At 65.6% G+C, this 12,605-nt stretch carries 9 protein-coding genes and 2 tRNA genes; 6 read left to right on the top strand and 5 right to left on the bottom strand.

What is annotated here, in order from left to right; genetic code table 11:
* Positions 1–7: 7 nt before the first annotated feature.
* The 4 genes from R2834_04550 to R2834_04535 all read right to left on the bottom strand — a co-directional run bounded on the left by R2834_04550 (position 8) and on the right by R2834_04535 (position 3,829).
* Positions 8–964: an ABC transporter ATP-binding protein gene (locus R2834_04550; GenBank protein MEZ4699577.1), complete on the bottom strand. Its 957-nt coding sequence runs from the start codon at positions 962–964 to the stop codon at positions 8–10.
* A gap of 35 nt (positions 965–999) precedes the next feature.
* Positions 1,000–2,049 (bottom strand): DUF72 domain-containing protein, encoded by a 1,050-nt coding sequence (locus R2834_04545; protein ID MEZ4699576.1) that lies wholly within the window; start codon positions 2,047–2,049, stop codon positions 1,000–1,002.
* A 20-nt stretch (positions 2,050–2,069) separates the two neighbouring features.
* Positions 2,070–3,242: a lysylphosphatidylglycerol synthase transmembrane domain-containing protein gene (locus tag R2834_04540; protein ID MEZ4699575.1), complete on the bottom strand. Its 1,173-nt coding sequence runs from the start codon at positions 3,240–3,242 to the stop codon at positions 2,070–2,072.
* A gap of 65 nt (positions 3,243–3,307) precedes the next feature.
* On the bottom strand, positions 3,308–3,829 hold the full coding sequence (locus R2834_04535) for an HIT domain-containing protein (protein ID MEZ4699574.1): 522 nt from the start codon (positions 3,827–3,829) through the stop codon (positions 3,308–3,310).
* A 165-nt stretch (positions 3,830–3,994) separates the two neighbouring features.
* On the opposite strand from R2834_04535, the gene R2834_04530 reads away from it, so the two are divergent.
* The 6 genes from R2834_04530 to R2834_04505 all read left to right on the top strand — a co-directional run bounded on the left by R2834_04530 (position 3,995) and on the right by R2834_04505 (position 11,310).
* Complete coding sequence (locus R2834_04530) at positions 3,995–4,825, top strand: PHP domain-containing protein (GenBank protein ID MEZ4699573.1); 831 nt, start codon at positions 3,995–3,997, stop codon at positions 4,823–4,825.
* A 28-nt stretch (positions 4,826–4,853) separates the two neighbouring features.
* Positions 4,854–5,321, top strand: coding sequence for a 6,7-dimethyl-8-ribityllumazine synthase (gene ribE, locus R2834_04525; protein ID MEZ4699572.1), 468 nt, complete (start codon positions 4,854–4,856; stop codon positions 5,319–5,321).
* Positions 5,312–7,672, top strand: a complete 2,361-nt coding sequence (locus R2834_04520; protein ID MEZ4699571.1) for a two-component regulator propeller domain-containing protein — start codon at positions 5,312–5,314, stop codon at positions 7,670–7,672. The genes ribE and R2834_04520 overlap by 10 nt, the downstream gene beginning before the upstream one ends.
* Before the next feature lie 97 nt (positions 7,673–7,769).
* Positions 7,770–7,843: transfer RNA gene (locus tag R2834_04515), tRNA-His, on the top strand.
* Positions 7,844–7,879: 36 nt separating this feature from the next.
* Positions 7,880–7,952, top strand: a tRNA-Glu gene (locus R2834_04510).
* A 484-nt stretch (positions 7,953–8,436) separates the two neighbouring features.
* Positions 8,437–11,310, top strand: a complete 2,874-nt coding sequence (locus R2834_04505) for a TonB family protein (protein MEZ4699570.1) — start codon at positions 8,437–8,439, stop codon at positions 11,308–11,310.
* Between the two features lie 6 nt (positions 11,311–11,316).
* Here the strand turns inward: R2834_04505 and R2834_04500 are convergent, their stop codons facing one another.
* Positions 11,317–12,510, bottom strand: a complete 1,194-nt coding sequence (locus tag R2834_04500) for a DUF4105 domain-containing protein (protein ID MEZ4699569.1) — start codon at positions 12,508–12,510, stop codon at positions 11,317–11,319.
* Positions 12,511–12,605 lie beyond the last annotated feature (95 nt).

The following is a 12,605-nucleotide window of genomic DNA, read 5'->3' as shown; positions in this document are numbered from 1 at the left end:
GGCAGTGTCAGGTAGATGCGTTGTCCGATGCGTGCAGCGCCATGTAGACGTCTGTCAGCGTGAGCGGGGGGACGTTTACGGCGAAGATGCGGATGTGATGCTGGACGAGGCAGTCGACGACGTCCGGCACCGCGGTGCGTCCGACGCCATGGACGCGGAGGCTGTGGCTGTTTTTTTCGACATGCAGCAGCCCGTTCGTCTCCGTGAGGGCGCGGCAGGCGCGGTCCATGTCTTCCGGGGCGACTTCCACGAGCACGGGGTGATCGGCGCGCGTCGCCTGGCTGTTGAGGCCGGCGATCAGCTCGTCCGGCTTTCCGATGGCGATGAGGCGACCCTTCTCCAGCACGCCCACCCGGTCGCACAGCGTCTGCGCCTCGTTCAGGTTGTGGGTGCAGACGACAGCCGTGGCGCCTTCGGACTCGACCATCCGCTTCAGGAACGTATGCACGGCCATGCGCGCCACCGGATCGAGCGCCGACGTCGGCTCGTCCAGGAAGATGAGTTCGGGATGATGAAACAGCGTGCGCGCCAGGGCGAGGCGCTGTTTCATGCCCTTGCTGAGCCGGCGGATGCGCTGGTGTGTTTGCGGGACGAGGTCGAAGGCGTCGAGCACCTCCGCGATGCGCGCGGGGATGCGCGCCGATTTCCAGCCGAAGGTCAGGCCGTGGAGGCGCAGGGTGTCGTACGGCGTCATGCGCTCGTCCAGCGCGTGCGATTCGGGGAGGACGCCGGTCCGCTGGCGTATCGCCGGGCCATCCTCCGGGGGCGTCAGGCCCAGCACCTGCACCTCGCCGCTGCTGGGCCGCAGAATCCCCGTGAGCAGGCGGATGGTGGTCGTCTTGCCGGCGCCGTTGTGCCCGAGCAGCCCGAAAATCTCCCCCCGCCGGATCTCGATCGAAAGATCGCGCACCGCGGCTTTTTCGCCGAAGTAGCGTGTCAGGTTCAGGGTTCGAATGATGGGCATGATGCGTGAAAAAAGCGTCTGATGTGCGCGGCGAATCACCCGGATCGTCGGGCTTCCTCGTCGATCACGCGATGTGCAATGGCCTGGGCGAGTGCCGGCGCGTTGCCCCAGGCTCTGTTGTTGACGATGACGTTCAGCAGTCGATTGGAGCCGAAGGCCTGGTACGCGAGCGCGGTGACGTCGAGCACCATCGCCTTGCCGGCCTCGCTGTCGGTAATGGTCGGAAGCGGTTTGTCGAAAGGGTGCGCCTGCGCGTAGGCCTTCGCGTACGGCATGCCGAGCGGCGTCAGCAACCGCGTGACGATCTGCCCGTCCCGGGCCGTGAACTGCCCGCCGCACAGGCGCCACTGTTCGCGAATCGGGGGCAGCCACGTCCAGTGACTGAAGACAAATCCCAACCCCCGCGACGCCAGCCAGGCAAAGTACGATTCCGAAAGGAGATGCGCGGAGCGCAATTCGAGGTGTACCTGGACATCGGAGGGCAGTTTCGAAAAGAATCCGTCGAGATCTGCAATGTTCTCTTCTGGAGACGGGCTTTCAGACACCCGCTGGTATTCTTGTTCGAACAGGATGCCGAGGAGCCGATTACCCAGGATCTCGACGGCGGGTTCCAGAAAGCGCCGCTGGAAATCGCCGGCGTCCAGAAAATGCGCGTTCGCTGTGTACGTCGCAGCCCCACCCTGTTGGCCGCGGATCGTCCGCGCGGCGTAGAGCTGCGGGGCCTTCAGGAAGAAGCCGGCGCTGTCGGGGGCGTGCTCGGCGTACTGCTGGAGCACGAAGTAGTTGTTGGAGGGGCTGCCGTCGGGGTCGCGCAGGGGCCGGTAAAACGTGAAATCCAGCTCGAGCACCTCGAAATGCTGGAAATAGTCGGCCACGGACTCGACGGGCAGGGTGCGTTCGGTGAAGCGCTGCCCATCCAGCTGGCGCGGCCTGGAACTCAGCCGGCCGGCGTACGACTCGGGGTAGATCTGCCCGATCCAGCCGGCGTAGCGGTCGGACGCGGTGCCGAAACGCAGATGGTCGTGGATCGCGCGGAAGTCGTAGGCGTCGATCTGCTCGCGCTGGCGGGCGAAGGCGAGGGACATGGCGGGAAGCGGCGCGCCGGTCAGGATTGCTCCTGGCTGTCGGCGAACTCCGGTTCATGCGAGAGCGGGGTGGCCAGGTCGGTGCGCCGGCTGGGGCCCTCCGGCACGGCCGGCGGATCGAGCGGACGGGGCGTCGCGTGTTTCTTCTTGAAGAGGAAGGCCCCGAGGCCCAGGAAGATGTAGTAGCCCAGGAAGCGCCACATGAACAGCGTGGGCGCGACGAGCGCCTTGGGCATCAGCGGGCCCATGAAGAGGGCATAGAGGCCCTCGATGCCGCCGGCTCCGCCCGGCGTCGGGATGATCATGGCGCTCACCATCATGGTGATGCCGCGGATCAGGAAAAGCAGGCTGTCGAGGTCCGGAAAGACGCTCATCACGATGCACACCGGGAGCAGGTAGCGCGGGATCCAGGTGCCGGCGGTGAGCATGAAGCTGTAGGCGAAGAAGCTCGGCGGCTGGGAGCGGATGATGCGGGCGCATTCCCCCATCTGCTTCATCTCCCGGGCCACGTGCGGCCTGAACCGCCGGAGAAACTTGAGCCGGAAAATCCGGTCGCTCAGGCGCTGGATCAGCTCGGGCCGGAAGAGCGTGGCGTAGCCGAAGAGGCTCACCCAGGTCATCATCACGATAAAATAGCCGATGAACGCGAGCATCCCCACCGAGCCGACCGACGGCGGGATGACCACCACGTACAGGGTCGACAGCAGGATGATCGGGATCAGGATGGCGGACCAGAGCTGATCCAGCAGCATGGTGTAGAGGACGAGCGCCGTGGTTTCGCCCACCTTGTTCTGGGAGTCGCGGGCCATGTAGACGGCGGCGAAAGGGCCGCCCCCCAGCGCCGCGGGGGTCACGTTCGAGAAGAAATCCCACGAAAGCTGCCCGCGCAGGCTCTGCATGAAGCTGAGCGCGCCCCGGGCGGCGTGCTGGAAGCGGAGGGCGCCAAACAGGACGCGCAGCGCGACGGTGACGATCGCGGCGACCAGGAAGGTCGGGTTGATCGTGGAGAGCATGGCGCGGAACGAGCCGGCGTCGAAGGTGAAATAGCCGATCAACAGCAACATCACCAGACTGAGCAGGAGCGGCCAGAGTACGTTGCGCAGCGAAATCCTCGAAGACGAAGGGACGTGCGCTTCGGCGTGTGCCGGGCCATCCGGGTCGTGATCGGGGGGAACGATGTTCGTCTCAGACATGGTCTATTCTGCGTGGCAATCGAAATAGTCTGCTGCGACCCGATATGTACAACAGGAACGGCGCATTATCGCGGCGTAGGTGGTTTGGGCTCGCCGGCCTCAATGACGGCCACGAGTTTGCGGTATGTGGTTTCGAGCGCTTCCGGGACCACTTTGACTTCACCGATCGTGGGCATGAAGTTCGTATCCCCTCGCCAGCGCGGTACCACATGCATATGTAAATGATCCGGAATGCCGGCTCCCGCCGCCTTGCCCAGGTTCATGCCCACGTTGAACCCCTCGGGGGAAAGCGCCGCACGGAGCCACCGGATGCATTTGTCGAGCGTAACGGCCATTTCAATTTGTTCGTCCGTCGAAAGTTCTTCGTAGGCGTCCACGGCGCGGTAGGGGACGATGAGCAAATGGCCGTTGTTATAAGGATAGAGGTTCATTATGACGAAAACATTGACGCCCCGCCACACGATGTAATTTTTTTCGTCGTTCTGCTCGCCCGCCAGCCGGGCGAAGAGGGATCCCTTTTCGGTCCCATTCGTGTCGTCGGCGCGTTCGATATGGACCGAGCGCCAGGGACTCCACATTCGTTCCATGGGTGGTTTCCGGGAGGATCTGGGGTTAGCGGGTCGGGTCGTCTGCGTGCAAGACGGACCGGAGGGTCGTTCGGTTACGTCGCGCCGCACGCATCCTTCAAAACCAATTGGGAGGACGTTGGTTCTACCCCCTCGCCACGCCCTGACCGTCGTGCCCTGTATGCCATGCCGCTTCGCCCGCTCGTCGACCTCCATACGCACAGTACCTGCTCGGATGGCGCGCTGGCGCCGGCCGACCTGGTGGAGCGCGCCCGGAAGCGGGGGCTCGCCGGCCTGGCGCTGACGGATCACGACACGGTCCAGGGTTACGAGGCGGCCCGCGCCGCCGGCGTGGAGCACGGCATCGAGGTGTTTCCCGGGGTCGAACTCAGCGTGCGGATCGAGCGGCGCGTCGTGCATCTGCTCGGGTACTTCTTCGATCCGAACGACGCCGCCCTGCGCGATTTTCTGGGCGGATACACCACGCTGCGGATGGATCGCGCCTCCGCCATCGTGGATCGGTTGCGGCAGCGCGGGCTGGAGCTCGCGCTGGAGGATGTGGTGGAGATCGCCGGCGAAGGCATCGTCGGCCGCCCGCACATCGCGCGCGCGATGGTGCGCAACCGCCTCGCCGGCTCCCCCGAAGAGGCCTTCTCCCGCTACCTGCACGACGCCGGCCCGGCCTATGTGCCGATCGCCTGCCCGCCGGCGCGCGACGCCCTCGAGGCGCTGCATCGGGCCGGCGGCATCGGCGTGCTGGCCCATCCCGGGCACTGGACGTCGGACCGCGAAATCCGCGCGCTCAAAAACGACGGGCTCGACGGCGTGGAAACGATTCATCCTTCGCACGATACAAGCCTCATCGAGTATTACCGCCGGCTGGCGCGGACGCTCGGCCTTGTCGAGACCGGCGGCTCCGATTTTCACGGGCACAAGCCGGCGGACGACCGCCGCCTCGGACGCCTGGGCACCTCGCCCGAAGCGCTCGAACGGGCCCGCGCCGCCTGTATTTCCTGAATCCTATCGTAGTCCTCAACACGTCGACATGCCAACCGTTCTGGAAGGAGAGATGACGGCCGGCGGCGCTCGCTTTGCGATCGTGGTCAGCCGGTTCAATTCGTTTATCACCGAGAAGCTGCTGGATGGCGCGCTCGACGCCCTGCGTCGGCATGGAGCCGACATGGACGCCGTCACCGTCGCCTGGTGCCCGGGCGCCTTCGAGGCGCCGCTGCTCATCAAACGGCTCGCCGCCACCGGGCGCTTCGACGCCGTGATCTGCCTCGGCGCCGTCATCCGCGGCGCGACCTCGCACTACGACTTCGTGGCCGGCCAGGCCGCGGCCGGCGTGGCGCGCACCGCACTCGACGCCGACATCCCCGTGCTCTTTGGCGTGATCACCACGGAAACCATCGAGCAGGCCATCGAGCGCGCCGGCACGAAAGCCGGCAACAAAGGCGCGGAAGCCGCCGTTTCGGCCATCGAGATGGTCAACGTCCTCAAAAAATGCGGATGAACGCGCGGCGCTACATAGCCTGTCTGGGCCTGCTCGTCGTGCTGTCCGTGCCGTCCACGAGCCGCGCGCAGATCGGCGAGTGGGAGGCACACACGTCCTTCCGGCAGGTGGTCGATCTCTCCGCCTCGAACAACGCAATCTGGGTGGCGACGTCGGGCGGCGTCTTCAGCTACGCGCCGGCCTCGCAGGAGCTGCGCCGCTTCACGCCGGCCGAGGGGCTGCACAGCGTGCTGACACGCGCCATCCTCTACAGCGAAGGCTGCGCGTGCGTCTGGATCGGCTATCAGGATGGGGTACTGGATCGGCTGGATGTCGAAACGGGCGTCGTGCGCTCGTTCCGCGACATCGAACGCGCCGGCCAGTTCGCGTCCCGCACGATCCGCCGCCTCCACGAACAGGGCGACTCGCTGCTCGTGGCGACGGATTTCGGGCTCGTCGTGTTCGACCCGCTCAAGGGCGAGGTGCGCGACACCTACAATCAGCTCGGCTCCTTCACGCCCGGCGTGCCGGTGTATGACGTGGCTGTCGGGGCGCTCGAGGGCCAGGCGCCGGCATTCTGGCTGGCCACGCGCGAAGGAGTCGCCAGCACGCCGCTCTCCACGCCGAACCCCAAAGATCCGGGCAGCTGGAGCGTGGAAACCATCTCCGGCTCGGGCGAACTCACGGCCGTCGCGCTCTTCGAGGGCGCGCTCTATGCCGGCGGCGAGGACGCCCTCTACCGGCGCGATGGGGCGGGCGTCTATTCGGCGATCGCCAGCACGAGCGCCCCGATCCGTCGGCTCCGGCAGGTGCAGGACCGCCTGGTTGGCGTGTCCCTGTTCTCGTTGATCGCCGTCGATGCCGGCGGGGCGCCGCAATCCGGATTCGATCTGGAGCTTCAGGCCATGAACGCCGTGATCGAAGGCCCGCAAGGCCTGATGTGGGTGGGCGACGATGCCGCCGGCCTCGCCGCCGTCGAGCCGATCGCCACGGGCGTCTCCGACCTCTCCGTTCTGGGCATCGACATCTATCCCGAAGGCCCGTACGACGGGCAGTTCTCGGATCTCACCTTTGCCGCCGACGGCACCCTCTGGCTCGGCGGCGTGCGCGGCACCAACGTAGGGTTCTACAAACTCGGCCCCGACGGGGCGTGGACGAGCTACACCTCGCGCTTTTACGACGAACTGGTCGGCCGGCGGACCGAGTTCCGGGCGATCGATGTCGACTCCCGAGGCCATACGTGGGTCGGCTCGTTCGGCGGCGCCCTGCTCGAAGTCACGCCCGACGATGAGATCATCGTGCACGACCAGTCGAATTCCAGCCTCCGCCGCTCCGAGTCGGTCAGCGACGAGACGTTCATCATCATCGGCGGCATCGACAGCCAGGCGGACGGGACGGTCTGGGTGACGAACGTCGACGCGGCGCGGCCGATCAGCGTCTGGCAGCCCGGCGCCGGCTGGACGTCGCTGCCTTCGCCCATCGGGAGCGGTCAGACGCTGGGGCGTCTTTTTATCGACTCGTACGGGCAAAAGTGGATCGTGGCGATCGACCGCCGCAACCTCCGCGTCAGCGTGGGGCTGGTGGTGGTGGAGACAGGCAGCACGCCGGCCGACCCCACCGACGATGCCTTCATCTTTATCTCCGAAGAGGGGGGGAGCGGCCAGGGGTTGCCCAGCATCGGGGTGAACGCCATCGTGGAGGATCGCGATGGCCTCGTGTGGATCGGGACGGACGAGGGGCTCGCATACGTGGTCAACACCGGCATCGTCGCCCGCGACCCGAACACGACGCCGATCTGGCCGATCCGCGCGGACCGGAAGGAAGGGGAGAGCCAGTTTCTGCTGTTCGGCCTGAAGGTGAACGACCTGGCCGTCGACCCCGCGAACCGGTTGTGGGTCGCGACGGACGAGGGCGTGTGGCTGATCGAGGAGGCCGGCCTCGGCTTTCAGGAGCTCGCCCACTACACCACGGAAAACTCCCCGCTGTTCTCCGACGTCATCGTTTCGGTGGCCGTCGATGAGCGCACCGGCGACGTATATATCGGCACCGACGCCGGCCTGCTCAGCTTCCGATCGGACGCCATCGCGCCCGCGGAACAGAGCCAGGACCTTGTGGTTTACCCCAACCCTGCGCGATTTTCCGAGGCCTCGTCGCCGACGATTTTCATGGAAGGGCTCGTCGAGGAGACCGACATTCGGATCCTCACCGTCGACGGGCAGCTGATCCAGGAGATCGAGGCGCGCGGCGGAAGAGCGCAATGGGATGGCCGCGACCGGGCCGGCCGGGACGTGCCTTCGGGGATGTACCTGATCATCGCCGTCGGGACGAATGGTGAAAAAGCCGCCGTCGGCAAGGTGGCGATCATCCGGTAGCGATGCCCCCTGCCTTGCATAGATTCTTCATCGACCGACGCCGGATCGACCTTGTGCGAAGCCGGTATAAGTGCTACTTTCGCGGTCTATGTCCACGGTGGCCGTAGCTCAGTTGGTTAGAGCGCCAGGTTGTGGCCCTGGAGGTCGGGGGTTCAAATCCCCTCGGTCACCCTTGAGAGTACCCTATTATTGATTGTGTGTAGACGCGGCGCGTTCGTCTAGGGGTCTAGGACGCTGGCCTTTCACGCCGGTAACACGGGTTCGAATCCCGTACGCGCTACACAGGAAAAGCCGCAAGCTCTGCGATAGAGCTTGCGGCTTTTTCGCGTTACGGAGGGCGCTCCTCGCCGGGTACCGCGGACTCGGCATCGTTTCCGGCGCCCGATCGATCTCCGGCTTTCTTTCTTCGCTGCACACCGTAACGACTTGCCGATGACATCCCGGGGTTAGCGCGGCCCGGAACGATTGGCCCGTAGATTGCGGTGCATTTCGGCAGCGCGCGGAGCGACCCTGTTTCGGTCCGCATGGCGTCTGGCATGGGGGGAGGGGGATGCGAACCGTTTGAATACGAGAACAAAAGTCAGGTCCCGACGTGAGCTAGCAGGGAAGCGCACATCGCCGGCCCGGCTAATTCCCCGGCGGCTGGATCTTTACCGGTGATGCTTCTTACTATGAGGATGCGTTGGTCACGCATCTGAAGCGCCGATTTCGCTTCCAATCGCCCAATCTCGCCCGATCCAATTTAGAAGCTCGGAACCATTGCCATGGTGTTGCCACGTCTCACGGTATTAAACGAGCAGTATGCTGTTCGCAACGTGCTGGGAGGAGTGGGGCCGGTCGACGTTACGTACCTGGCCTGGGATCTGCGTAACGAAGAACAGGTCGTTGTTCGCGAATATTACCCCGCGCGGTTCGTCACCCGCGAAGCCGAACAGCTCAACGTTCAGCCCCGCTCTGAAAAAGACCGTACGTTTTTCCAGTACGGCCTCGAACGCTATCTGAAGGAAGCGGCCGTACTGAGCCGCATCGAGCATCCGAACGTGGTTCGGGAGCGCGCTTTCTTCCGCGAAAACGGCACGGCCTATCGCGTCAGCGACTACCACGAAGGCGCCACGCTCGCCGATGTGGTCCGCCATCAGGGCGGCCGCATTCCCGTGCGCTCCGCTATCACGCTCATCATGCCGTTGCTCGACGGCGTGCGCGCCGGGCATAAACACGGGCTCATCCACGGCGGCATCACGCCCTCGGAGATCTTCCTGGCCAAAAACGGCCGGCCGATGCTGCTCTCGTTCCACACGACGCACATCCTGCTGGCCCAGCGCTCCCGGATCTTCGACGAATACCTGAAACCGGGCTTCGCGCCGCCCGAACAGTACGTCCCGGGCGGGAAACAGGGGCCGTGGACCGATGTCTACGGCTGCGCCGCGACGCTGTATTATATCCTGACCGGACAGCACGTGCCGCCGGCCCTCGACCGGATGGAGCAGGATACGCTGGCCGAGCTGCTCGCCGGCCAGTCGCGCCTCACCTCCTCCGTGCGCGAGGCGCTGGCCAAAGGCCTCATCCTCGACGGCACCCGTCGACCGCAGACCATCGACGCGTTCCGCGACCTGCTGATGCGCGGCACGGAGCCGGCCGAACCGGTCGCTCCCGAGCCGGAGCCCGTCAGCGAACCCGAGCCGACGCGTATCGCCGCGCTGCCGGAAGCGGAAGATGAGGAACCGGTCAAGCACACCCCGCTTTTTGTGCCGAAGAACCGGCTCGTCGCCGGCGACCGCGAAGACAGCGCGGCCTACGCCCATGCGATCTTCGGCGCCGGACAGGGACCCGCGACATCGATCAAGGATGCCGGCAGCCCGAGCGCGAAGGTGTCTCCTTTCGGTCAGCCGGTGGAGGACTTCGATCCGGATACCGAGGATGCGGAAGACGAGGAAGAGACGCTGCACCTGGAGTTGGAGGATATCGAGGAGGCCTCGCGCGCATTGAGCGGCGACGGGCCGGCCTCGCCGGCGCTGATCCCGCAACACGGGCTCACGCTGCGCCAGCCCTCCACGCCGGTCGCTCCGCCGCCCGAAGAGCCTCCGCTCTTTTCGTTCGGCGACCCCGAGGATATCCAGATTCCCGCCACGCTCGATGAAACCGTGCGCGCGCGGAAGGCCATCTACCAGTCGCCGCGTCGGATCTGGCAGGTCGCCGTATTCGCCGTGATCGGTATTTCGGTCGTCGCGCTCCTGGTCATGATCCTGATCCGTCAGAGCCAGACGGAGCCGGCGGCGTTCTCGATCGACAACGAGGCGTACGCGGCCCGCATGGCGGAAGGGGACTCGCTGTTCAAGCTCGCGCAGGATGTCGAGGAGGTCGCCTCGGCCGAGCAGGCCCGCACCTACTACGTGAAGGCCCTCGAACATTATCGCGTCGCCCAGAGCTTCAAGCCGGACGGCAACGAAGCCCAGGATCGCATCGCGGTCGTCAACACCCGCCTCGAGCAACAGGTGGCCTCGACGCTGACGGAAAAGGATTACCTCTCGATCATCGCCGATGCGGATTCCATCCTGCGCGCCGCCGACGGGCTGGTGCTCCAGGGGGACTCGGTGCGCGCGCGTCCGCTCTATACCGACGCCCGCCGCTTCTACCGCCGCGTGCTCGAATATCGCCCGAACGACTCGCTGGCCAATGCGCGGCTCTCCGCGACGTTCCAGCGCCAGTTGCCGGGCCGGACAGAGGCGCAGGCCCTGCCGGCGCCGCCGGTGCCGCGGCCCACGGTCAATAACGACCTTATCCGCAACGAGCAGTTCTACCAGCTCTACCGGTCGCAGGGCGACTCCGCGTTCGACGCCCGCAACTTCCGGGACGCCCAGCGCAAGTTCATCGAAGCCCTGGAGTACCGGAAAGACGACGAATACGCCACGTCGATGCTGCGGCAGATCGAGCGGAAGCTCGCCGATTCATCGCGCGACGCGCAGTACAAGCAGCATATGGACGCCGGCAAGGCCCTCCGCGCCGAAAACCGGCTCGTCGAGGCGAAACGCGAATTCGAGCTGGCGCTCCAGGCGAAGCCGGACGATTACGAGGCGAAGTCGGGGCTCTTCGAGGTGGATCTGCAGCTCAACCAGGCGCAGCGACGCGAGGAGGAGTACATGAGCTTCCGGGCGCGCGGCGACGTGCTCTTCGAGCAGGGCGACTTCGAGGGCGCCATGGCGAGTTACCAGGCGGCGCTGAGCGCGAAGGCGAACGACGAATACGCCACCAACCGCGTCAGGGAGACGAGCGCGAATATCGAGGCGCTCCGCCGGCTCGAACAGCAGCTCCCCGAGGGCATGATCGATGCGAACGGCATCTACAACTTCTCGGAAGAAGCCCCCGAACTGATCGGCGGCAAGCAGGCGCTCCAGTCGCGCATCCGGTACCCGGCCTTCGCCCGCGAGGCGGGGATCGAAGGACGCGTCACCGTCCGCATGATCGTCGACGAAGCCGGCAACATGCAGAAACCGGAGATCATGAACGGCCTCGGCTACGGCCTCGACCAGGAGGTGCTGCGCGTCCTCCGCGGCGCGCGCTTCGAACCCGGACGCGTCGGCGGCAAGCCGGTCAAGGTCTGGCACACGCTCTTCTTCGATTTCAAGCTCGACGACCTCTAGGATCCGCTACCGGCGCCGGGTGCTCCAGACGAGCCACCCGCTCCGCAGCACGAGCAGCAGGACCACCGGTATCACGGCCGGATGCAGCGCCTGGGGCCACAACGGCCATCCCAGCAGCGCGATCGCGCTCACGCAGGCCGTCGCCATCCAGTAGTACCGAAGCCCCTCGGGGCGCCGTCTCATGAGGCCGGCCGCGACGAGGTGCGTCGGCCAGGCCCACAGCAAGTTCCAGTTCTGGTTGGTCACGTCGTGCAGGGCGATGAACCAGAGGAAAAACATGAGCGCGCCGGCCAACCCCACCACGCCGAACAGGATCCGGTCGAAATAAGGCACCACGCCGTCGGAGGCATCGCGGCGCTTCCACGTCAGCCACGCGCCGAGACCGAGCACCAACCACGTCAGCGGCCAGACCGGGTAACCCGACCGGAGCGCGTCGGCCCGGGGATTCCAGTACGTCGTGTCGGTCCGCACCACGAGGGGCATCCAGGCGCTGTCCGACCTGATTTCGGCGGTATCGAAGGCCTCCATCAGATTGATCGGCAGAAACATGGAGGCCCGGGCATCGGCCGGCCGGTCGGCGGGTTCGCCGAGGACGAGGTAAAATCCGAGCTTGAGAAAGGGCAGGTGATCGACATAGCGATCGAGCAGGGCGCGGTAGGTCCCGGGGTTTTCGTATGCGTCGCTGAAACGGACATTCCCGTCCAGCGTGCGCTCGAGCACGTCCCGGATGCGCGTCGAGCAGTTGTCTGCCAGGAATTGATACCGGTAGGTGCGGTTTTCCGGCTGCGCGTTGATCTCGAGGAACTGCACGATGGCGTCGCGCTGCGCCGGCGTGACGCGCAATTCCTGCTCGATGACGGAGCGGCCCCGCTCCCGGTAGTGCGGCAATTCCCGTTGATACGCGCTCACCCAGAGGAGGTAGTCCAGCTCGCCGTACACGAATTTCGGCAGGAAGAGGGCGTCGAACTGGAAAGTCCCATAGTTGAACAGGGCATCGATGCCGCGCACGGGGTCCTGCAGGCGGATCGCGCTGTGCCCGAACAGCTCGTAGGCGGCTTCGCCGGGCAGGACGGTGACCAGCGACAGCCTGGCCTGGGGAGAGAGCGGAGTCAGCCGCTGGGCCTGACTCGTCGGGGCGCCGGCAAGCCCCACCCAGCATACGAGCAGAAAGACGGGCAGCGGGCTGAATCGATGAGACATAAGGGATGTAGCAGGGCGAGAAGGCCGGTGAATCTAAGAACAAAATTCGGATTAGGTTTCGGATCGATTCACTAATTTCAGCCCCGGCGTCGATC

This window comes from Rhodothermales bacterium (assembly GCA_041391505.1).
Lineage (GTDB): Bacteria > Bacteroidota > Rhodothermia > Rhodothermales > JAHQVL01 > JAWKNW01.
This window is presented reverse-complemented; position numbering and strand designations above follow the sequence as displayed.

Bases quoted from the DNA above. Each gene is read 5' to 3' on its own strand.
- R2834_04530 (MEZ4699573.1), top strand. From the start codon at position 3,995: ATGCCGCTTCGCCCGCTCGTCGACCTCCATACGCACAGTACCTGCTCG.
- R2834_04505 (MEZ4699570.1), top strand. From the start codon at position 8,437: ATGGTGTTGCCACGTCTCACGGTATTAAACGAGCAGTATGCTGTTCGC.
- R2834_04500 (MEZ4699569.1), bottom strand. From the start codon at position 12,510: ATGTCTCATCGATTCAGCCCGCTGCCCGTCTTTCTGCTCGTATGCTGG.
- R2834_04540 (MEZ4699575.1), bottom strand. From the start codon at position 3,242: ATGTCTGAGACGAACATCGTTCCCCCCGATCACGACCCGGATGGCCCG.
- R2834_04545 (MEZ4699576.1), bottom strand. From the start codon at position 2,049: ATGTCCCTCGCCTTCGCCCGCCAGCGCGAGCAGATCGACGCCTACGAC.
- R2834_04520 (MEZ4699571.1), top strand. From the start codon at position 5,312: ATGCGGATGAACGCGCGGCGCTACATAGCCTGTCTGGGCCTGCTCGTC.
- ribE (MEZ4699572.1), top strand. From the start codon at position 4,854: ATGCCAACCGTTCTGGAAGGAGAGATGACGGCCGGCGGCGCTCGCTTT.
- R2834_04535 (MEZ4699574.1), bottom strand. From the start codon at position 3,829: ATGGAACGAATGTGGAGTCCCTGGCGCTCGGTCCATATCGAACGCGCC.
- R2834_04550 (MEZ4699577.1), bottom strand. From the start codon at position 964: ATGCCCATCATTCGAACCCTGAACCTGACACGCTACTTCGGCGAAAAA.